This window comes from Paenibacillus sp. P4_E11 (assembly GCF_056401635.1).
Genome location: NZ_JBFUIX010000075.1, coordinates 1 through 23,505 on the forward strand (window position 1 = coordinate 1; position 23,505 = coordinate 23,505).

The 23,505-nt window shown below is 51.0% G+C and carries 15 protein-coding genes; 12 read left to right on the forward strand and 3 right to left on the reverse strand.

What is annotated here, in order from left to right:
* Positions 1 to 40 precede the first annotated feature (40 nt).
* Positions 41 to 5,740 (forward strand): FIMAH domain-containing protein, encoded by a 5,700-nt coding sequence (locus tag AC1DWB_RS23715; protein WP_477543568.1) that lies wholly within the window; start codon positions 41 to 43, stop codon positions 5,738 to 5,740.
* A gap of 68 nt (positions 5,741 to 5,808) precedes the next feature.
* Here AC1DWB_RS23715 and AC1DWB_RS23720 read toward each other — a convergent pair whose 3' ends face one another.
* From AC1DWB_RS23720 to AC1DWB_RS23730, 3 genes are read right to left on the reverse strand one after another with little or no spacing between them, the layout of a single operon-like run.
* Entirely contained in the window at positions 5,809 to 6,591 is a 783-nt protein-coding gene (locus tag AC1DWB_RS23720) for an ABC transporter permease (protein WP_477543569.1), read from the reverse strand.
* Between the two features lie 7 nt (positions 6,592 to 6,598).
* Entirely contained in the window at positions 6,599 to 7,402 is an 804-nt protein-coding gene (locus tag AC1DWB_RS23725) for an ABC transporter permease (protein WP_477543570.1), read from the reverse strand.
* Positions 7,399 to 8,376 (reverse strand): ABC transporter ATP-binding protein, encoded by a 978-nt coding sequence (locus AC1DWB_RS23730; RefSeq protein ID WP_477543571.1) that lies wholly within the window; start codon positions 8,374 to 8,376, stop codon positions 7,399 to 7,401. Before AC1DWB_RS23730 ends, AC1DWB_RS23725 begins: the two co-directional genes overlap by 4 nt.
* A gap of 283 nt (positions 8,377 to 8,659) precedes the next feature.
* Between AC1DWB_RS23730 and AC1DWB_RS23735 the strand changes: the two genes are divergently transcribed.
* The 11 genes from AC1DWB_RS23735 (at position 8,660) to AC1DWB_RS23785 (ending at position 23,482) form a co-directional block, all read left to right on the forward strand.
* Positions 8,660 to 11,221: an NHL repeat-containing protein gene (locus AC1DWB_RS23735; RefSeq protein WP_477543572.1), complete on the forward strand. Its 2,562-nt coding sequence runs from the start codon at positions 8,660 to 8,662 to the stop codon at positions 11,219 to 11,221.
* Positions 11,222 to 11,491: 270 nt separating this feature from the next.
* Positions 11,492 to 13,315 carry a sensor histidine kinase gene (locus AC1DWB_RS23740; RefSeq protein ID WP_477543573.1) on the forward strand — a complete coding sequence of 608 codons (1,824 nt, stop codon included), beginning with the start codon at positions 11,492 to 11,494 and terminating at the stop codon, positions 13,313 to 13,315.
* Complete coding sequence (locus AC1DWB_RS23745) at positions 13,312 to 14,424, forward strand: response regulator (RefSeq protein WP_477543574.1); 1,113 nt, start codon at positions 13,312 to 13,314, stop codon at positions 14,422 to 14,424. The genes AC1DWB_RS23740 and AC1DWB_RS23745 overlap by 4 nt, the downstream gene beginning before the upstream one ends.
* Before the next feature lie 839 nt (positions 14,425 to 15,263).
* Entirely contained in the window at positions 15,264 to 16,931 is a 1,668-nt protein-coding gene (locus tag AC1DWB_RS23750; RefSeq protein WP_477543575.1) for an extracellular solute-binding protein, read from the forward strand.
* A gap of 39 nt (positions 16,932 to 16,970) precedes the next feature.
* On the forward strand, positions 16,971 to 17,906 hold the full coding sequence (locus AC1DWB_RS23755; protein ID WP_477543576.1) for an ABC transporter permease: 936 nt from the start codon (positions 16,971 to 16,973) through the stop codon (positions 17,904 to 17,906).
* Between the two features lie 16 nt (positions 17,907 to 17,922).
* On the forward strand, positions 17,923 to 18,822 hold the full coding sequence (locus tag AC1DWB_RS23760; RefSeq protein ID WP_477543577.1) for a carbohydrate ABC transporter permease: 900 nt from the start codon (positions 17,923 to 17,925) through the stop codon (positions 18,820 to 18,822).
* A gap of 32 nt (positions 18,823 to 18,854) precedes the next feature.
* Positions 18,855 to 20,063, forward strand: a complete 1,209-nt coding sequence (locus AC1DWB_RS23765) for a Gfo/Idh/MocA family protein (RefSeq protein WP_477543578.1) — start codon at positions 18,855 to 18,857, stop codon at positions 20,061 to 20,063.
* A 15-nt stretch (positions 20,064 to 20,078) separates the two neighbouring features.
* The gene (locus tag AC1DWB_RS23770) at positions 20,079 to 20,942 is read left to right on the forward strand and encodes a sugar phosphate isomerase/epimerase family protein (RefSeq protein ID WP_477543579.1); all 864 of its coding nucleotides are present in this window, start codon (positions 20,079 to 20,081) and stop codon (positions 20,940 to 20,942) included.
* A 34-nt stretch (positions 20,943 to 20,976) separates the two neighbouring features.
* The gene (locus tag AC1DWB_RS23775; RefSeq protein WP_477543580.1) at positions 20,977 to 21,681 is read left to right on the forward strand and encodes a PIG-L deacetylase family protein; all 705 of its coding nucleotides are present in this window, start codon (positions 20,977 to 20,979) and stop codon (positions 21,679 to 21,681) included.
* A gap of 29 nt (positions 21,682 to 21,710) precedes the next feature.
* A complete protein-coding gene (locus AC1DWB_RS23780; RefSeq protein WP_477543581.1) occupies positions 21,711 to 22,721 on the forward strand; it encodes a Gfo/Idh/MocA family protein in 1,011 nt (336 codons plus the stop codon).
* Positions 22,718 to 23,482 carry an SDR family NAD(P)-dependent oxidoreductase gene (locus AC1DWB_RS23785; protein WP_477543582.1) on the forward strand — a complete coding sequence of 255 codons (765 nt, stop codon included), beginning with the start codon at positions 22,718 to 22,720 and terminating at the stop codon, positions 23,480 to 23,482. Before AC1DWB_RS23780 ends, AC1DWB_RS23785 begins: the two co-directional genes overlap by 4 nt.
* Positions 23,483 to 23,505: the final 23 nt, after the last annotated feature.

Consider the following 23,505-nt stretch of genomic DNA (forward strand, 5'->3'; position numbering starts at 1 on the left):
CAACAACTCCACGCAAGTCATCACCGGTGCGAACCGAACATTGAATCAGTGGAGCAAGATCACGGTGATCGGGACAGCTCCGCAAGGGACGGCTTATTTCACGCTGAGGTTTTATCTGCACGGAGCGAACGTCGGTTCCGCTTATTTTGACGATGCGGCAGCAGAGCTCTGGAAAGCTCCCGACCCTACGCTGTTGAATGGCGGCCTGGAGGAGATTACGGCCAACATGCCCGATCACTGGACATTTCTCAATGGAGCCGAACTATCCACCGAAAAGGTGCATGGCGGGGCTCACAGCGTGAAGCTGATCGATCCGAGCGACGTACTCAGCTCCTCTGTGCGCAGCAACAAGATAGCGGTTGTACCCGGCCAGAAATACGAGACTAGCGTGTTCTCGTACAATGTTCAGGGAATTTCCGAGCTGTATCTCGAGTTCTGGGATGCGAACAACAACTCCACGCAAGTTTTCACCGGTGCGAACCGAACATTGAATCAGTGGAGCAAGATCACGGTGATCGGGACAGCTCCGCAAGGGACGGCTTATTTCACGCTGAGGTTTTATCTGCACGGAGCGAACGTCGGTTCCGCTTATTTTGACGATGCGGCAGGAGAGCTCTGGAAAGCTCCCGACCCAACGCTGTTGAATGGCGGCCTGGAGGAGATTTCGGCCAACATGCCCGATCACTGGACATTTCTCAATGGAGCCGAACTATCCACCGAAAAGGTACATGGCGGGGCTCACAGCGTGAAGCTGATCGATCCGAGCGACGTACTCAGCTCCTCTGTGCGCAGCAACAAGATAGCGGTTGTACCCGGCCAGAAATACGAGGCTAGCGTGTTCTCGTACAACGTTCAGGGAATCTCCGAGTTGTATCTCGAGTTCTGGGATGCGAACAACAACTCTATGCAAGTCTTCACCGGTGCGAACCGAACATTGAATCGGTGGAGCAAGATCACGGTGAGTGGGGTAGCTCCGCAAGGGACGGCCTATGTCACGTTGCGGTTTTATCTACACGGAGCGAACATCGGCTCCGCTTATTTCGACGATGCGACATTCCGGGCGGTTGTGCCCCTCCTTGAACCGAATGCGAATTTGAATAACAGCGGTTTCGAACTGAGCGTTCAAGGTAAGCCGAGGTATTGGAGCGAAGTTGACGGAACGATTATCCACTCTTCGGAACTAGTGCGAGGCGGGGAGAGTAGCATAAAGATCACATATACGGGAACAGGCGCTTCTCCAGGGTTGCGCAGTCATAGGCTTCCCGTGATACCGGGTCAATTATATGAAGCCTCCGTCTATTCTTATGCGCTGCAGGGTGATTCAGCTTTATACCTGGAGTACTGGGATGCTGACGGTTCCCTGCTTACCTCAACTGGGGCAAAGGGGAATTCCGTTAATCAATGGGAGCCGCTTACCGTTAGTATTGCTGCACCGGGGAATGCTGCTTTTGCGACCTTGCGGCTTGCGATGGATTCGGGGCAAGAGGGTACCGCTTTCTTCGATGATGCTGCATTCTTGTATGCGGGAGTGGCGACGAATGCCAAGACACGAACGACTTATTACACCCCGGCCAAGGTGGCAGCCGCTAGATTGAACGTGCAAACGTACAATTGGGCGAAGACTTTGCGTAATGACGCGGTCGTCAAAGCCGACCAATACTTGGCCAAGGGGCTTGATTTCTTATGGGCGGCTGTCCCTGCACAGACACTTCCTCGCAGCTATGGGGTCAATCAGATTCTCGGCAGCCCGATCACCGGCAAGGAGATCGACAAGTTCGGCAACTATCCATACCTTGCGGATCCGCTGAATGCACCATGGAAAATCATCGATCCGAGCAGCGGGTATCAATTCCCGACGAACGACTTCGGTGCGTATTACCGAAGCGGGCTCGACGAACACGCGATATTCCGTCCGGAGCTGGCTGATCGCAGTCTGCTCGTCAATACCTTATATCCGGAGAAAGGACCGACGTGGGGTGTCGATGACGGGTTTGGTTGGGTCGACAGTAACGGGAAGCGCTACACGTTTATTGCTTATTACGTCCATTGGTTCGAATGGTACGCGAAAGGACTGATTAATGACGGGCTTCGTTCCTTACGCGACGCGTATTTGTATACCGGGGACATCAAGTATGCACGCGCTGGAACGGTTCTGTTGGACCGGGTAGCCGATATTTATCCGGACATGGATACGATGCTGCATGACCAGACGATATTCCTCAACTCGCACGGTGGCACAGGCTTGGGGAAGGCGGTGGGATCGATTTGGGAAACGGCCCTGATCAAAGACTTTATCTCGGCGTACGACGCTTTCTTCCCGGCCATGGATGACCCCGAGCTTATTCAATTCCTCGATGCCAAGGCCGTTCAGTATAAGTTGACCAACGGCAAGGGAAGCGGCACAGCTATCCGGCGCAACATCGAGAATGGGATCATTAAGCAAGTGTTCCCTGCTGTGAAGGCCGCGCAGATTAGAGGCAACGACGGCATGCATCAGAGTGCGTTGGCGATGGCCGCTGTCGTGTACGATACGCTTCCTGATACGAAGGAATGGCTTGATTTTACCTTCCAGACAGGAGTGTTTGAGCGGAATCCGTATGAAATCACTGGAGGGAATATATTAAATACGCTCATTGGCGTTGTTAACCGTGACGGCAGTGGGAACGAAGCATCCCCGGAGTATAATGACTCATGGCTATCCACCTTTCAAATGACGGCGAACATTCTGAAAGGGTACGATTTGTATCCGTCGGCCGATTTATACGAAAACGTCAAGTTTCGAAAAATGTTCGCGGGTACTTATCCGCTCGTTCTTAGCGAAAAGTACACGGCGAATATCGGGGATACTCTTTTTACGGGTAATCCCGGCATTATACCGAAAATCGCGGACATGGTGAAGGCGTTCGATGAATTCGGTGAGCCGATCTATGCCCAGATGGCTTATTTCTTGAACAACAATCAAGTGGACGGCATTCACAAGGATGTATTCTCGGCGAATCCGAATGGAATTGCGGATTCGATCCGGAATGTGATCGCGCAGTTCGGTCCATTGAATTTGAAGAGTGACAATTTGACAGGGTATGGATTCTCTGCGCTCCGTGACGGGATCAATCCGAATCGTAGTTTCGGTCTGTCGTATCCGTTCCTACCGATGGAAATAGCAAGCCAGAATACGGAAGTCAAACTATTCGATAGCTCCGGTAACGTCCAATTGGAAGCTGCCAATATCGGTGCCCAGATTACATTCAACTTCAACGTGCCGAATGCGGATGATTACGAAATTGACTTATTGCCGTGGAGAGCCCCGAGCTACGGCATTTATCGGATCTCGATCGATGGACAATATGTGATGGACATGGATTTCTATGGTACCCGTACTGAGGACTACGAGATGATTGCGCGGAAGCCGTTGTCTGCCGGAACGCATCAAATCAGCTTTGAAGGGATCGGTAAACATCCATCCTCCAGCAACTTCAAGATGGGAATACGCAGCATGAATCTGCTGAATGAAGAGGCGCGTGTGCTGCGGGACAACAGCGGTACCCAAGAAGACACGCTGCGCGATACGTGGATGTATTACGGCATCAATTACGGCCATGGACATGGCGATACATTGAATCTAGGCTTGCATGCATTCAAGCTTGATCTGTCGCCGGACCTTGGCTATCCAGAGTTCGCAGACGTTACCGACATGCATCGGGCTCGATGGGTCATCAATACGATCAGTCACAACACCGTCATGGTCGACAAGAAGAAGCAGGCGGAGCAGTTGGTAGCCAATCCGCAGCATTTCGACGATAGCGAGATGGTGAAGCTGATCGATGTGGAAGCTCCGAAGGTGTATCCGCAGACGGAGCTTTACAAACGGACATCCGCCATGATCAAGATCGATGAAGCGAACTCCTACACCGTAGATTTCTTCCGTGTTAAGGGCGGCAACGATCATTATTATAGCTTCCACGGAGCAGAAGGGGTCGCTCAGGCGTCCGGCCTTAATCTGGTCGTTCAGCCGACGGGAACTTACGCGGGACCTGACGTTGCATACGGTCAGCAGGTCGATGGCAGCGGATTTCAATACTTGAAAAATGTTTCTCGGGATACGAATCCCGGCGGCCCATTCAGCATCGATTGGAAAGTGGTTGATACATGGAAGGTGCTGTCCACGCCGGCCGATATCCATTTGCGCTTGACGATGCTTACTCCAGTTGACGATGTAGCGCTTGCCGACGGCATTCCCCCGCAGAATAAGCCTGGCAATCCGAAGTCGTTGCGCTATCTCATTGCCCATCGCAGCGGCACGAACCTGGATAGTTTATTCACGTCCGTTATCGAGCCGTACCGCAATAACCGTACAATCGATACGATCCAACCGGCTGTAGTAACAATGGACGGTACAGTCGTGAACAGCAACGATGTGAAAGCAGTGAAAGTGACGTTGGTGAACGGAAGAGTGGACTATATCGTCTATGCGCTCAATCCGGACAATACCTATACAGTTGATGGGAAACTCCGGTTCAAGGGATTTATGGGCGTTTATTCGGAGCAGAACGGTGTACTCGTGTACCAATATGTACATGATGGCTCGTTCATCGCTCCAATAGATGCTGTCGCGGATAGCGCCATAGGGGCTCTGCAAGGCACGGTCGTTGATTTTACAAAAGTCCCGTCCGTGCAAAACGCGATTACCGTGCAGATGACTGCGACTGGGATGAATACGGCCGGATGGGTAGGGAGAACGATCGTCATTGCCAACGATGGTGTTCGCAATGCTGCCTACCGTATCAAAGGGGCAACTGATATTGGAAACGGCCAGTATCGGCTTGACCTGGGTGATATTACGCTGATCCGTTCATTTGTCGATGCCTACGATTTCAGCAAAGGGTATGTATACGATATTGCGCAGGGCGCAAGCTTCCGTATAGCATTGACCCATGCCGAGCACCCTCTTACAACGGTTGCTACGGTTGCGGGTGAACAGCAGCAGGGCTGGTATAATAGTGCGGCCACCGTTACTTTGCAAGTATACGGGAAGCCGAACACCGTCGTGTCGACCGTCTATAGCCTTGACGGAGGAACGAACTGGTCAGGTTACACAGGACCAATCGTTCTGAACGATAGCGGTCGGCATGTGCTGAATTACCGTTCGATTGATAGCACGGGTAAGGTCGAGCCAATGAAGACGGTTCCTGTGAACGTCGACCGGACGCCGCCTTCATTCGTCCTGCTGGCGAACAACGCGCCATTAGCGTCGGAAACAACAATGGAAAACACGCAAACGATTGTACTGACCCTGCAGCAAGAAGACACACTGTCGGGTGTAGCCCAGCAGACGATCCTTGTGGACGGCGTCCCCTACTCCGCGGGGACAACGATCAATTGGGAGGGGCATATAGGTAACCATAGTGTAGCTGTAAGGGTGTTGGATCAGGCTGGCAATTGGAAGGAAACTGCCTATGTCATTCACGTGACGATCAGTCCAGCCGTGATTCTTCAGATGATTGCCGGTTACCTGCAATCGGGAGAGATGCCGCATTCGTTGATTACGCAGCTTGTTAACCTACTGCAGCAGGCGATGCAGCATTGGGATAACGGCAGATCGACACAGGCCTTGAGCTTTCTTGACAACTTCCTGCAGCATTTGAATAACAGCGGGAATCAGGCGAATGTATCGGTGACGGCCAAATCCGTTCTTGAAGCTGCTGTGCATGCCTTACAGCAGCGTTGGGGGAGCGGCAGTTAATGTTATGAAGATGACAAAGAGCCCAGCAGGTTATTTAGATACCTGCTGGGCTTTTTGTATGGTGCAGCTCAAGAACCTGTAGACCGGTAGTAACGCACCCCGAACTGCCACACGAACAAGCAGGGGAGTACGAAGAGGACACCGGCTAGAGGGAGCAGCATATAGAGCCAGCCGTTACCGTCGGTTTTGTCCAGAATGTACAAGAGCGGTAAGTAATTCACGCACCCGAACGGGATGACGAAGGTGAAGAAGCGGGTCACCCATTTCTGATAAATGTTCAAAGGATATTGTGCGATCTCTCGACCGCCGTCCGTGAACACATTGGCTACTTCGATGCCCTGGATCGTCCAGAAGCATAAGGTTGCCGTCAGCATGAAGATTCCGGTGAATATGAAGACGCCACTCGCCACCATTAACAGGAGAATGAATGCTTTCGCCACCGTCCACTCGATGGAGATGCCGCTGATCGCTACAGCCAGCACTACAATACTTTGGAATAATCGACCGAATCTTGTAAATTCGAACTTCGAGCCCAACACCTGTACGATTGTACTGCGGGGCCGTACCAGAACGCGGTCAAAGTCACCGTTACCAACCAAGCTGGAGAATGCGTCGAACCCGCGTGCGAAGCATTCACTAATCGCGAACGCCATATGAATGACGCCGAAGCAGAGCGCTACCTCATAGAAGCTCCAGCCATCAATCTGCCCGAACCGTTCGAACAGGAAGTAGAGTCCCGCGAACATCGAGAATGGGATGAAGAACTGGCCTATCGTCAAGAGCCAGAATGAGGCGCGGTACTGCATCTGCGATTTGAATAGGATTAACAAATATTTGCCATACAGTTTCATTGTGACCTCAACCTCCCTGAATGACGACTTGGCGCAGCACTTTATTGAACGCGGCTTTCCCCAGTAGGACTAGCACCGTAAGCCACACCACTTGTTTGCCAATTCCGATCAGCGCGTCTGCTTGCGGAATTTGCCCGGAATACACGCGGAATGGGAGATCGGCCGTCAGGTGAAAAGGCAGCAGCTCCACGATAGGCTGAATCCAGGATGGCATCAGCGGAATCGGAATAATCATGCCCGCGAGAAATTCGCCAAGAATCCCGAAGAGCAGCATTGATCCGGTAGGCGACATCGTCACGAATACAGAGATGTAGATCAGCATCGAGATCGAGACGAGCACCAGCAAGCCTAGCAGCAGCGTCACCACGAACAGCAGCAAGGTGAGCCAGGATGGCGGGAAGGACAGGCGATACGGTTCAGGCAGCACAAACGCGATGATGAGAATAGGCGAGCAGCGCAGCAAGGCGGCTGACAGCCGTTGTGCGAGCAGCTTGGCGTACCAGAATTCATACATGCCGGTCGGGCGGCACAGTTCGTACGCCATATTCCCACTCGTAATGAGCTGGAACAGCTCGTTGTCCCGGAACCACAACATAATGAAGGCCAGGAACGCCTGCTTCAACCAAGTGTAGGACACGACTTCAGCCAGCGTCATCGCGGCTGGTTGTGTGGAGTACGTATAGAAGGCAATGAACACCATGATGTGCATGAAGCCGAAGAAGAACTGCGTCGACATGCCAGCTAGTGCAGCTGATCTGTACTGCATGCCGAGCAGCAGCCGGAGCCGCAGGACGGAATAATAGGGCCTCATATCTGGTACTCCTTGTACAGCTTCACGATTAATTCTTCGATCGGCTGCGCTTCAACGGCTACATCAAGAAGCTCAAGCTGGCTGGACAGTTGGTTAATGACATGAGAGACGAGAATCTGCTCCGTGTTGACGGTTAGAACAGCACGTTCAGATGAATGAGAGAGCAGGGAAGTGCCAGGTATGACAATCGGGTTATGATTTTCGCGGTAATCGACCGTTATCGTCTTCTGTGTATCGTAGCGGTTGCGAAGCTCCGTCAGTCTGCCATCGAACAGCACGCTGCCGTTGCCGATCAGAATGATCCGATTCGCTAGCGCTTCAATATCGTTCATGTCGTGAGTAGTCAGGATGACGGTGACGCCACGTTCTTTGTTGATCGTCTTGATGAATTGACGGACGGCAATCTTGGATACAGCATCGAGCCCAATGGTAGGTTCGTCAAGAAATAGGATGTCGGGGTTATGAAGGAGAGAAGCAGCAATCTCACAGCGCATTCGCTGGCCCAAGCTCAACTGGCGCACGGGGGTGTGAATAATCGAGCCCAGATCGAGACTGTCGACGAGCAGCTCCAAGGTGGAGGCGTAGTCGGACTGCTTGATCTTGTAGATGTCGCGCAGCAGCTCGAACGAGTCCATCACCGGCACATCCCACCAGAGCTGAGAGCGCTGGCCGAAGACGACACCGATGTTCCGCACATAGGGGACACGGTCTTTCCATGGCGTGTATCCCTTGATGTTGCATGTTCCATGGTCGGGGACGAGAATGCCGCTCATGATCTTGATGGTGGTGGACTTGCCGGCGCCGTTCGGGCCGATGTAGCCTACGATTTCTCCAGCCGGAATGGAAAAAGAGATATCGTTCAGCGCATGCACGGTAGTATGTTCCCGTACGAACAACGCTTTGGCCGCTTGGCGCAGCCCGGTCGAGCGCTTGGCGACTTTGAAGGACTTGCTGATGCCTTCCAGTACGATCATTACCTTCTTCCCTCCTAATATGCCCCTACTGCTTTCCAGGGGTCCTAGTAAAATTGCGATTTTGGCAGTGTTTGAAAAAGTGAAGCATTAACCATTGTAGTGCTCCAAACCTGTAAGGACAAGGGGGAAAAAGATTATAATCATTCTGGCGTTACACAACTTGATGATACACGTGTAAAAGACATGTTATAGACTTGTGAATATCATTGATGCCTATAGATGGCGGTTGTATAATCAAGGCGGTAATAGTACGGACTTGTATGCGAGGAGGACAAGTGTAGATATGAGTGTGAATCTGAATTTAAGTACGAATCTGAATAGGCAGCCATACGCAGTTGGTGACAGCTACATCAGGAATGCGCGGTTCCAGGAAGGCACGAATGGGTGGATGCTATCTCATGGCATGGACGGGGAAAGCGTTGTGTTGAACGTACCAGAGTTGCAAGATGGTTGTGCGCTGCGGCTTACGGTGAACCAGATGCGATTCGGGGGTGGCGCGCGGACAGAGACCAGCGAGCCAGAGCCAGCGAGCAGCAGCCTGCAGGAGGCAGTCGCATTGGCGCAATCCGGCGTCAACTGCGCGGAGAGCTCGTCTGTCCCGGCCTCAGCTGGCCGCACGTACTACGCCTATGTGGCGTGCAAGGTGGAACGAGGCGCCGCGGCTATCGCGCTCCGCTTCTACGACGCGGCAGGCCGCGAGCTGGCGGCAGCTGCGTCGAGCGAGGCCGCTGCGGCAGCCAGCCCGTCGGCAGGCCGCAACGCAGGCGGCGGCTGGTCGACGCTTGGCACGACCGCGACAGCGCCTGACGGAACGGCCGCGCTGACGGTCGAGCTCTGCGCCGGCGCGGCTTCCGGCGAGGAGACGAGCGCCGATGTATCGTTCAGCGATGTCCGAGTGACGGACAAGCTCACCGCGCTCGGGGCGCAAGTGACGAACGCGACGATTCATGCGGCCACGCTGGGCAAGGATGCGGCAGGCAAGGATACAGTGTATCTGGTCGCCGATGGCTCGGTCAATTGCAACGCCCGGCTCGTAGCTATCGATGTGAACGATGGCTCCACTACCGGTGTGTGGGAGCTGCCGGATGCGGCAGGTGGCTGGGCGGCTGTCACGGCGAATGATGGTTCCATCTATGCCGGTTCTTACGAGAATGCGCTAGTGTATCGGTACGTGCCGGGTGAAGCGTCCGTGACTGTGGTCGGGACACCACGTTTTGGCGAGAAATTCGTATACGGTCTTGTCGCCGGGGAGGAAGACGAAGTATACGGGGGAACTTACCCCGGAGCGCTGTTGTTTCGTTATTCTCCGCGTGAAGGCTTCGCGATTCTAGGCCCAGCGCCGCTACAGCCAGGGGAAAGCTATGTTCGTGATGTGGCCTATGATGCCGAGCATCGTGCGGTGTACGCCGGTATCGGCTCCCACGCCAGCCTGAAGCGGTACGATGTGCGCACGGGAGCGGTTGTCGAGCTGCTGCCGGAGGAATTCCGCGACGAGCAATTCGTCTATGACATCAACATCGTAACGAACCGAATGTTCGTACGCCTATCGCCCAGCCTTCGAACACTCGTGTACAAGCTGGATGAAGACCAGGATGGAGGCGGTTTGCCAGCACTTGTATCGACAATCGAGAGTGTCCAATCGCTTGGTGTTTCACCCGAGTACGAAGGCAGCGTATATTATGCGGCTGATGGCGTGTGGCGATACGATCTTGACTCGCTTCGAAGCGAGAAGATCGATATCAGCCATATGATGATGCGGGATCAATTCGTCGTCCGACTGAATGATCAGGAGCGATATCCCGGTTTGACGCTAATAGGCTTAGGTCCGCTCAACGGAAGAACTCGTCTGTCGAAATACAACGCTACTTCAGGATCGTGCGATAACCAGGAGCTTGCGTTCCCAGAAGCGCCCACCAATCTGGTCAGCATCGTCTACGGGGCCGATGCCTGCATCTATACAAGCGGCTACCTCGTGGGGGGGAAGGGGGTGTACGCGCCGATGCGCGAGCATGCATCCGGCCAGAGGCGCGGGGTTATGCAGGCAGAGAATATGTTGGAGTTGAATGGCAAGCTTTACTTCGGCGTCTATCCAGGAGCTAGAATATTCGAGTATGATCCTGAACTACCTTGGGATGCGGATAAGGGCGGCCACAATCCGCACCTGCTGTTCGAGTTGAAGAAGGAGGAGCAGGACCGTCCGTTCGGCATGGCGGCAGGTGACGGGAAGCTGTATATCGGGACGGTGTCGGGTTACGGCAAGCTGGGCGGAGCCTTGACGGTGTACGACCCAGTAAGCGGCAAGTATGAGTTCTACCGGAACGCGGTTCCGAATCAGAGTCTGATTACCCTAGCCTACAAGGACGGGGTTGCGTATGCAGGCTCGTCGATCTGGGGTGGAATCGGCATCGAGCCGTCCGAAGCCGAGGCAATGCTGCTGCTGTTCCATGCGGCCGCACGAACGTTCGAGACCGTGTCCCTTCCGGTTCCCGGATTGAAAGCATTAACGGCGTTAACCATCGCTGCCGACGGCAATCTATGGGGAATGGCTGAAGGGTACTTGTTCCGCTTTGATCCGGCGGCCAAGACATTCGGATACTTCGAAGAAGTGTTCCCTGAGATCCGGTATGGCGAACGGTTCATTTGGCGAGATGTGACGTTGCTGGCTGCGATGGATGGGTATGTGTACGGTACAGCCATGAACCGCTACTTGTTCCGCTTCGATCCGCTTGCAACCCGTGTGGAAGTGGAGACGCTGCGGGATGATGGCGCCAAGCTGCTGGCAGAGGATGAGTATGGTCACTTGTACTATGTATACGAGACAGAATTACGCCGGTTCGTGCCTTAGCAAGCACTGGACGGAACCTCGATCATGCTGGGCATTGGTCGGACAAGGTGAACGTGAGACGGTCCACTGCCTCGAACTATGAAGTATGCTCCAGAACAACTAGACGGCTGCAGGGAATTCCTGCGGGCCGTTTTTTTTTTACACACGCCTATGGAAATCTTCCCTCTTAGCCTGGGAAATAAGCTATAATGCTTGTGACAGCTGATGTGATGATCTTGCTAGTGTCGAACAGATTGGAACGGCATTATAGTTCTGTCACGAGGTGAGTGTGTGGAAAAGATCAAAACCATCTGGGGATCTTCCTTCCGATCCAAGATCATTTTCTCTTTCATCATCATTGTCCTTGTTAATTTGATCGTGATCGGCGTGATCGTCAATCTGCAAGTGTCGAGAACGATCAAAAACGATGCGACTCAGTTGAGTTTGCTAGTGTTGGAGCAGGCTAATCTGAACTTAACCGGGTATTTGAAAGAATACGAAAAATTTTTACTCACATTGGGTACCAGTCAAGAGTTGCAAGCATGGGCTAATTTTAGCAGCGGCGACGAAAGAGCCCAGTCCATCGTTCCGTATTCGGCGATCGTCAAAGATTTTGTCAGCCCCTTCGTCAATAACCATCCTGAGCTGTTATCCATACAGTTCTATCATGCTCCCTCCTCGAATCACATGGTGTATTCTAACGGTTACGGCTATAAACCCGGCTACGCCATAGAAGAAGAAAAGTGGATTTTCGACCTCAGTCCGATCAATAAAATAACCTTTCACATTGATATCAATAAAAAGTATGTAGACAACTCCCTGAAAACGTTGGATATTTCCTATATCAGTCTTGTGAAAAGCTTCAATTACAAAGGATCGGTGTATGTAAAGCTTGATATTGAACCTGTATTGATGCAAAACATTTTGAACCATCTGAACTTGGGCAACGGTGCAGTAGGCTTTATAGTTGACAACAATGGGACCATAGTCGCTCACCCGAACCAAGCGCTCATCCTGACTCCCATAGCCGACAATATCAACAAAGGCTTGCAGGAATCGCCTTACGGCTATTATGTGGATCAGAAGTCCGGTGACCTCCTTATCTTCAAACCCATACCCGGGACGGAATGGAAGTCTGTGTTCGCGATCCCATATGAAGAAATCATGGGCAGCATTTATACGACCCGCAACATGGTGATAGGAACGGCCATAGTGTGCTTATTGGTTTCGATCCTGATCATTGTAGTGATGTCATCGTCCCTTACGAGCAGGATTATGAAGCTGAAGCGAGCGCTTTACCATACGGGACAAGGCCGAATATCCGTCATGCTGCCGGTAGAAGGCCGAGATGAAATATCCGCTCTCTCACATTCCTATAATAATATGTTGACCGACCTCAAATACTCTATCGAGAGACTCTCGAAAGCACAGTTCGCCGAACAACAGGCGGTTCTGCTATCCCTCCAATCCCAGATCGATTCCCACTTTCTATACAACACGTTGGAGATTATCAACTCGATGGCCAGTAGAATCCAGCATGACGATATTGAGAATATTACGGTCTCGCTTGCTCAAATGTTTCGATACACCGCGAACTATAAATTCACAAGCGTAACTTTACAAGACGAGATGAATCATCTGCTCAATTATTTGCGAATCATCGAAATTCGCTACTTGGAACGCTTCTCCTATCAATTGAAGGCCGATGAGAACTGCATGGATGCGAAGTGCATGAAGGTCATCCTTCAGCCATTAGCCGAGAATGCGGTTAAGCACGGATTGAATGGGGATGTGGATTCGCTTCATATCGCTATAACCGTTCAACGTTACGATGAACACACAGTCGAATTTCTCGTGTCCGATAATGGGATTGGATTCTCGGAACAGCGGCTGCAGGAACTGAGGGAGCAGTTAAGCCAACACGATAGCGATACCCCGAGTCCTCATTCCGATCGGATCGGACTGCTGAACATCCAACACCGTCTAAACTTGCATTACCCTACACAAATGGCCAAGCTTCAAATCGGAAATAACAGCGTCAGAGGAGCCTATGTTCAAATTTTATTCCCCTACCAATCGTCCTGGAAAGAGGGAAGAAAGGATGCCTTATCATGATCCGTATGTTGATTGTAGATGACGAACCTCACATTCGTTCCGGTATTGCAGCGAAGATTGAACAGGCCAATAACCCGTTGTGGCTCATAAGCGGGGAAGCAGGGAATGGAATCGAGGCCATGGAATGGCTGCGAAATTATCACGCCGATATATGTTTAACGGACATTCGTATGCATGTGATGGATGGTCTCAGCTTGATAAACGAAGTGAAACACAAGTATCCGTGGATGCAGTGGGTCATCATTTCTTCTTATGATGATTTCAGCTATGCCAAGCAAGCGCTTCAGTTGGGCGTTACCGATTATGTTCTGAAGCCTATTGATCGGCAGACGCTGTACGAGTGTCTAACCAAGACAGAGGAGCAGCTGCAGAAGATCCGAAGAGAACGAGCCTATCATTTATTAGTGGATAAGATGGAGCAATTGCAACATATTTTACAGCAATGGACCCATTTAATCCGAACGAATCAGTTCGACCAATCTCCTTTGCTCGTCAGTAATACCCTTGTTCTGTTGGAGCAATGGGTGGATCAAGAGTTTTATTTGCTCGATGCCCTATCCAGCGAATTGATCGACTTGGTCGTGAAGCAAGTCAAATATCCGAAATTCTCGCATACCCTGTCGACGGCCAAGGAGTTTGGGTTCGATTCCGAGAAGCTGGATCTATCGCAAGCACGCTATTACTTTCGTATGACTGCCGTGATGAGGCTGGAGAAAAGTATGGTGCAATTGATTTACGGCTTGAAGAAAGAACATCAATATCAAAATCCACGTATCGTGAACCAAGTCAAACAATATCTGGATGAGCACTATGCAGACAAAATCACATTGGACGAACTTGCGAAGCAGATTCCTATTAGTCGGTCGTACTTGACGATCTTGTTCAAGCAGGACACAGGCAAAACGGTGTGGGAATACTTAATGGATGTACGGATGCGTACCGCGAAACTGCTGCTGCTGGATCATAATCTCAAGATCTATGAATTGGCTAATCGGATTGGCTATGAGAACAGCGAGCATTTCTCCAAATTGTTTAAAGAATACTATGGTGTGACCCCCAAGGAATATAGGCGAGCCTTGGAGATGAACATGGAGAATCCTTCCGACTGATCGGGAGGATTTTTGCTTCGGCCGTTCCAAGTGAAAAAGGACCCTTAGTCATCCCCACAAAGTGAAGCCAAGCTCTGTAGTTAATTCCGAGTACTTTGCGGGGCCCCAGGTTTCAAACATCTTGTTTGAACCTCCTATGATTGTATAAGGGATTCAGCGGTATGGAGGTTCAAGCCAAAACTCGCCAGGGTCCTCTTTTTCACTTTCCACTCCTGTGTGCACAAAGAATCGACAGCCATTTCGCGAGCTGTAAGGCCGATTTTCGGTCTTCGAGCGATGCAGGTAGCCATTTCGCGAGCTGTAAGGCCGATTTTCGGTCTTCGAGCGATGCAGGTCGCTATTTTGCGAGCTGTAAGGCCGGTTTTCGGCCTTCGAGGGAAGTCGGTAGCCGTTTTGCGAGCTGTAAGGCCGATTTTCGGCCATCGAGAACAAGCCGGTAGCCATTTCGTGTGCTGTAAGCCGATTTTTTCGTCCTAGAGCTGTTCTGGGAGTGGCGTAACTCCCTAATGAAAAGTAGAACAAGAGAGGGAGTGGGCAGGAGGATGGAGAAGCGAAGCGTCCGCCTTTGAAATCGATTCCTACCATTAGCCAATTTCCATCAAAAGGAATCGATTTCAACAGCGGTCGGAATCTCCTGCCCACTCCCTCCCACGCACCAACTTCACACAAAGATCAAGGACAGTTTGCTTAAATTCACAACCTTATCCCATTACTATGGTTTTTAAATGATGACTCATTGTGATGGGAGGGGGATGGTGAAATAATGAGGATAGGTTACATGAACGAGTGGCCACTCCGGTAGCCGGGAAGCCAAAATAAGCATGAGGGGAGCTTTTCAATTGAGACAACATTTCCTGAAAATGTTGACAGCATGGATTTTAACCTTACTTCTCGTAAGCGCTTGCACATCCACACCCACTGCTACTCCGGAAGGGACACCGAAGGAGGCCTCAAAAGAACCGACGAAGTCAGCAGCACCTAATGGGACTGCAGACAAAGTGAAACCTCCTGGAACGTTTCCCATTGTGGACAAGAAAGAAACGATGAAAATTTTCACCGTCCAAGACGCCACAGTAGAGAACCCGGCTACTAATGATTTTGTAAAGTGGTACGAAGAAAAGACCAACATCAAGATTGAGTGGGATGTGGCTCCTGCCGCAGGGTTCGCGGAGAAGCTTCAAGTTACGCTCGCAGGCGGTAAGTTGCCCGACATCTTCATGGCTTCCAATATCAGCGCTAGCCAACAAGTATCCTATGGCTCTCAAGGGGTATTCAGGCCACTGAATGATCTGATCGATAAGTACGCGCCGAATATCAAGAAGATGCTACAGGATAGTCCGTACCTCAAGGATTACATGTACACATTGGACGGCAACATCTATGCGCTGCCTACTCTGGATGAGGGGCTGCACGTAACGCTGCCCAACAAGCTGTGGATTTATCAACCTTGGCTCGACAAGCTGGGCCTCAAGATGCCGACCACGTTAGATGAGTACTACAACGTACTAGTCGCCTTCAAGAAGAATTATCCGAACGCTTGGCCGCTCTCCGCGTTAAAGGGCTCGGAGCCGACTAACTTCTTCATGCAGTCCTTTATTTACTACGACAATCGGAACTATTTGCAGATGAAAGACAAGAAGGTCGAATTCGTGGCCGATAAACCGGCTTACAAGGAAGGGCTGAAATATTTAAGAAAACTGGTGAAGGATGGGTTGCTTCAACCGGAAGCGTATACACAAGACCGACAAGCTTTGACTGCGCTTGGTGAGTATCCAGGTGAAACAAGACTAGGTTCTGTAACTGGCCTATGGTGGGGATCTTGGGTAGTTAATAACGGAGAAAGCGGACGGTACAAGGACTTTCAACCCGTTGGCATCTTGGCTGGCCCGAATGGAGAACGGATCGGTATGGATCGAGGCGTCACGCCGCAATTGGGTGCCTTTGCGATAACCAAAGATGCCAAAAATCCCGAAGCCGCGATTCGTTGGGTGGATTGGTTATACAATCCTTACAACATGTTCGAAGAAGGATGGAGCGCATATTTCGGTAAGGAAGGGGTAGGTTGGAAGAAGGCCGCTCCTGGAGCGAAGTCGTATACAGGTGCCGACGCCAAGTGGGAGTTCATTATGCCGTATGGGACGAAGAACAACCATCGCTTACAGCAAAGCGCCCCATTCTATCGCACGGCAGCTTTCACATACAGCGAAGCGATGACAGACAAAAATGATTTGGAGCCGCGGCTATACAGAGCAACCAATGAGCTGTACGTCCCTCATTCCAGACGGGATTTGAAGGTTCCCTTCCTCTTCTTGTCCGAGAAGGATTTGACGAAGCATGGGGATCTGTTGAACAACATCCGGAATGTGGTGACCCAATTCGAGATTAAGTTCCTGACAGGCAACCTGGACCTGGATAAGGACTGGGACTCGTACTTGAAAGAATTGAATAACGCCGGTCTTCCAGCCTATCTGGAGATCGTGCAGAGAAACGTGGATCTAAAGAAATAAACAATCCCAACTACATCCCCTTTGAATCCAGGGGGTGTAGTGAAGGAGTTGGTTGCGATTCTATCACGTTCCACACAGAAACGGATTGTGCACAATTGGCAGCTGTATGCCCTCATTCTGGTCCCATTCGTATATGTCGTTATCTTTCATTATGTGCCAATCTACGGACTGCAGATGGCTTTCAAAAACTACAATGTGGTCAAGGGCTTGAATGGAAGCGACTGGGTAGGCATGCAGCATTATCAACGATTTTTCAATTCCTATGATTTTAAGATCATTCTGAAGAACACGGTACTTATTTCTATGGTTCAATTGCTAGTCGCTTTCCCGGCGCCTATTGTACTGGCTTTATCGCTTAATTACATTCGGAAGATGATGTTCAAGAAGACGGTTCAGATGGTCACGTATGCCCCATATTTCATATCGCTTGTCGTGATGACCGGTATTATCCTGCAGCTGTTGTCTCCGAACTCGGGGGTCATCTATAAGCTTGTGGAGCTTGTACTAGGCAGACCGGTCAACTTTATGATGGAGCCTGACTATTTCATCCCCATCTATGTGTTGTCCGGGATCTGGCAGAACATCGGTTGGGGCTCGATCATTTATTTGGCGGCACTGGCCGGTATTGATCCAACACTGCATGAAGCGGCTGTCATGGATGGCGCCAGCAAGGTGCAGCGGGTTCGCCATATTGATATCCCAGGCATCATGCCGACGGTGGTCATCCTATTCATTCTGGAAGTCGGTAGATTCATGAATGTAGGATTTCTGAAAATATTGTTGTTGCAAAATCCGTTGAACTTGTCTGCGTCAGAAGTAATCGATACTTACGTGTACCGAACGGGAATTCTCTCTGGCTTACCTGACTTCTCTTATGCGGCAGCGATCGGGCTGTTCAAGTCCTTGATCGGCTTAGTGTTGATTGTGATCGCGAACCAGATTGCCAGAAGAGTGAATGGCAGCGGTGTTTGGTAATGGAGGATGTGAATGCATGCATGAGAATAAATTAATTCGGGAAACGGGCTCTGACAAATTATTTAATGTCCTCAATTATACGTTCGCGATTGGCTTGTTGATTGTCGTGCTGTATCCGTTAATTTTCGTTGTAAGTGCATCTTTTAGCTCTCCGCACGCTTTAATCTCGGGCAAAGTATGGCTCTTCCCTGTGGATTTCAGTCTGGCCGGGTATAAAGCAGTGTTCGCGTATCGGGAAGTATGGATCGGATTTGCAAATAGCGTGTTCTATATGGCGGTGGGTACTGCATTGAACATAGTCTTAACGATTGCGGCCGCTTACCCACTTTCTCGAAAAGACTTCTTGGGCGGGGGCGTCATCGCGCTAATATTCGCTTTCACCTTGATATTCTCGGGCGGCTTGATTCCAACCTATTTGCTGGTCCGGAATTTGGGCTTGCTGGATTCCCGGTTAGCGTTGCTGATCCCGAGTGCGATTAATGTGTTTAACGTTATTGTAATGATGTCTTTTTTCCGCAGCACCATCCCGGATGAATTGCTGGACTCCGCCAAGATGGATGGCTGCAGTAATTTTCGCTTCCTGCTCCGCATCGTCATTCCTTTGTCGGGAGCTGTCATTGCGGTCATTACCTTGTTTTATGCCGTGGATCATTGGAACAGCTATTTTGAAGCCCTCTTATTTTTGTCCGATAAGAACAAATATCCTTTACAGCTCTTTTTGCGAAATATTCTTGTGCTGAATACGGTGTTTGATTTTGCCAAAGATGATGTCCGAGGGGATAGCAGTCGCATGTATTTAAGTGAACTGATGAAGTATTCGCTCATTATCATTTCGACGCTGCCTCTGCTAGTCATCTATCCTTTTGTGCAAAAGCATTTTGTTAAGGGAGTTATGATCGGTTCCTTGAAAGGCTAATCAGGCGTATCGCCAATTGGAGGTTATATGGCATGGCTGCAAATCATCCCATTCGTCTGGCTGTTGTAGGGGGGAACCGCGGGTTCTCGTACACGAAGACGATCGATTCATTACCAGGACAAATTGAACTGGCCGCGGTATGTGATCTAGATGAGCAAGTGTTCAGCAAATGGAAGGAGCGGTATCCCGATATCCAAACGAGCACGAGCTATGAACAACTACTGGATGACGACTCTATCGACGCTGTATTTATTGCGACGCCGATGTTAATCCATGCTCGGCAAGCGGTGCAGGCGATGAAGGCGGGCAAGCACGTCCTCTGTGAAGTGTCTTCCGCCCATACAGTGGAGGATTGCTGGGAGCTTGTAGAGACTGTGGAACAGACCGGGAAAGTGTACATGATGGCGGAAAATTTCTGCTACACCCGCTTGAATATGATGATCCGGAATATGTCGGAACAGGGCATGTTCGGCGACATTACGCATGCGGAATGCGGCTACATCCATGATGTGCGCAGAGCGACTAACAACGCCGACGGAACCTTAAAATGGCGTGGCGAGATGTTGAGGGATTTCAACGGCATTAACTATCCGACGCATTCCCTGGGACCGATTGCCCAATGGTTGGGCATCAACCAGAAGGACGGGGATTCCTTCGACTACATGACCACAGTCGTCTCGAAGCCGGCGTCTCAATGCGACTACTTCGCGGAGTTGTTCGGCAAGGATCATCCGGGAGCACAGCCGGATTACTGGAAGCAGGGTGATTCGGCCCTAACGTTGATTCGTACGAAGCAGGGAGCGGTCATTTATTTACGCAATGACTTCTCCTCCCCTCGCCCTTTCAACTACAAGCATCATGCGCTTCAAGGTACCAAGGGTTCGTTCCTGCCCCCGCGATTCGAAGGAGAAGAACCGATGATCTGGTTCGACAGCCGTTCATCCGAGAAATCCTACAACGGCAAAGCCGTCTGGACACCACTCTGGGAATACGCAGACGAATTCGAGCATCCTTGGTGGAGTCGGTCTCGGGAGAAAGCGGAAGCGGCTGCTTCCTTCGGGGATTATTTCGTGATGGAGGAATTCGCTGCAGCGATCCGGGAAGATCGCCTTCCGGAGATGGATGTGTACGATTCGGTGGCGATCAGCAGTGTATTTCCGCTTTCCGTTCAATCTGCAGCCTCACAAGGGAAGCCCGTTTCCTTTCCTGACTTCGCTCGCAATAAATTCCGAAAACAATGATCGGCGGTGAGAACGATGAAATGGGGAATTAGCTCGAACAGCTTGAGCCGTGCCATAGCTGCGAAGGAGATGACCGTTCCAGATGTCATCGAGTGGACGGCAGAGGCGGGGGGAGAGCACATTGAGATTGTGCCGATTGGTTACGATCTGACCCGGGATCCGGGACTTGTGCAAGCCATACGCCGAACAGCGGAGCAAGTGGGCATCGATATCTCGAATTATACCGTTAGAGCCAACATTATCACCGAGGATGAGGCCAATCTCGAACAAGAGATCGAACGTGTGAAGCAGGAAGTGGGTATCGCGAACGAGCTTGGAGTCCGATTGATGCGTCATGACGTAGCATCGAGACCTCCCGGAGAACGCTCGATCGTGCAATTTCACAAGGATTTACCGATGCTGGCGGAAGCCTGCAGACAAATCGCTGATTACGCCTCCAAGTTCGGGATTACGACAAGTGTGGAGAATCATGGCTATTACATGCAGGCTAGCGAACGGGTGCAGAGCCTGATCCATGCAGTCGGACGTCCGAATTTCAAGACGACACTCGATACGGGCAATTTCATGTGTGTCGATGAATCGGCGGTTGTTGGTGTAAGTAATAATATCGGTCTGGCTTCCATGGTTCATTTGAAAGATTTTTACCTTCGTTCCGGACATCGAGATCCTGGTCAAGGGTGGTTCAAGACAGCTGGAGGCAATTATTTGCGAGGTTCGATCGTCGGGCAAGGCGATATCGATATATGGGAAGTGCTGCGCATCATCAAGACATCTGGTTATGACGGGTATATCTCCATTGAATTCGAAGGAATGGAAGAATGCCGCAGCGGGACGAGAATCGGTCTCGACAATGCCAAGCGCATCTGGAATGAAGTTTAATCGAATACAGGTTCAGCAGAGGGGAGGAAGAGCTGTGAAGGTATTAGCAATTGGCGCTCATCCGGATGATATTGAAATATCTTGTGCCGGTACGCTGGCCAAGATGGTTCAGTCCGGCCACGAAGTAGTCATCTGTCATGTGAGCGACGGGGACAAAGGGCATTACGAAATACCAGCGGCGGAATTGATCGCAATCCGTCAGCAGGAGGCGCGGCAAGCAGGAGCCGTTATTGGCTGCCCGGTCCTTTCACTGGGGATGAGAGACGGACGAATTCTCGCAGATGATGAACATAGCCGATCACTCTTTATCGACTTACTATGCTCCGTCCAGCCTGATCTAGTGATCACACACGCTCCGAACGACTACATGCCTGATCATGTCGCCGTGAGCCGACTCGTATTCGACACGACATTTCTTGCGACATTGCCTGGTGCATCGGTTAATCACCCGTTTGCTGCGAAAGTGCCTTCGTTATTTTACATGGATAACCTTTCCGGTATCGAGTTTCAACCGACACTCTATGTCGATATTACGGACACCTTTCGGGCCAAGGCGACTATGCTGGAACAGCATCAAAGCCAGTTGGTGTGGCTGAAGGAGCACGACAATGTAGATGTCCTGGATTTAATGACGACGTTAAGCAAGTTCAGAGGCATTCAAGCCGGGTGTACGTATGCCGAAGGCTTCATCCAGCATATGGCCTGGACGCGTCCCAATGCGGTCCGATTTCCGGTGTGACACTTTTAAATAAGAAGGAGAGTAGAAAAATGACCATCAAATTTGCTGTAGTAGGAACAGGTTGGGTATCGGGCGAGTACTTGAAGGCGATTCATGCCCGCGAGGATTCTGAGGTATATGGCGTCGTTACGAATGATGCGAATCGGGTCCGATCGAAATTGGCCGAATTTGGAATCGACACCCGGATCTTCGCTACGTTCGAGGAGATGATTAAGGATCCGCAGGTCGATGCGGTCGTACTTTGCTCGACTCCGGGCATTCGTCCGCAACAGGCTGCATTGGCAGCGCAGCATGGCAAGCATCTGATTATAGAGAAGCCGATGGCGATGAGCCGTGAAGGGATCGAGATAATGGCCGATGCAATATCGAGAAATCCGGTCAAGACCGTGGTCAGCTTCGTCCTGCGCTGGAATCCCATGTTCGAATCTACGAAAGCGCTCATCAACGATGATGCATTAGGAAGAGTGTACATGGCTCAGGTCGATTACTGGCATCACATCGGGCCGCATTATGTGCAGTATGTGTGGAGCAAGACGAAGGCACTCGGTGGAAGCAGCATCCTTACAGCCGGTTGTCATGCGGTGGATGCGGTGCGGTACTTTGCCGGTGATATTACGGAAGTGACGGCTTACAGCTGCAGAACCTGGGCGGATTCGGATTATGAATTCGACCCGAATGCGATTGCGATATTCAAATTGAAGAACGGAGGGCTCGGTAAAGTATCATCTTCGGTTGAGTGTAAAACACCATATAAATTCAATGTTCATTTATTAGGTGAAAAAGGTGCAATCATGGATAACCAATTATACACACACAAGCTTCCCGGGCAAACGAACTATGCAACAATCCCTACGATACTGCCAGACAGCGGCAATGTGTCGCACCATCCGTTCGCTCAGGAGCTCGCCGATTTCGTGCAAGCTATCCAACAGGATTCATCCACCCGTTGCGACTTCTTCGATGCTTACAAATCCATGGATGTATGCTTCGCTATTGACGAATCTATCGCCACGGGTCAAAGAGTGGTCATTCAATCATGACTGTGAGATTGGCCAATCATATCGCTCTGATTACAGGTGGATCACTTGGCATCGGACGGGCAATCGCCCTCCGATTCGCCCGTGAGGGCGCCAAAGTCGCGATCTCCGGCCGCGGTCGCGCTTCATTGGAGGAAGCGGCGGCTATCATCAGGGAACATGGCGGAGATGTATTAACCCTGGAGTCCGATGTTCAGAATCAAGATCAGGTGAATACAATGATCGACCATGTACTGGAGCAATGGGGAAGAGTGGATTTGCTCGTTCATAATGCTGGCATTAACGAACCGACTCCATTCCTCGACATAACCGAAGAGGCATGGGATCGGCATATGAACATAAACCTGAAGGGAGCCTTCCTTGTGTCGCAGCGGGTGTGCAAGGAGATGATCAAGCGGCAGCAGATAGGCTCCGTTGTCCTCATGTCAAGCGTTAATGGGCTTGCTGCGGAAGCGGATCTGGCCCATTACAACGCCTCCAAGGGCGGGATGAATATGCTCGCCATGTCCATGGCACTTGAATTAGCGCCGCATGGCATACGTGTCAACTCTCTATGTCCCGGCTTCATAGAGACCCGATTGACCAAGCCGCTTATGGATAATGCGCCAGCCATTAAGGAATATCTTAGAACGATTCCGATGGGGAGGGTCGGGCAACCGGGGGAAATAGCCGATGTAGCCTTATTCCTGGCAAGTGACGAGTCGCGGTATATCACAGGGCATTGCATGGTGGTCGATGGCGGACAAATGATTAAGCTTTCTTAAGGGGCTGCTCAATCAAATGCGAA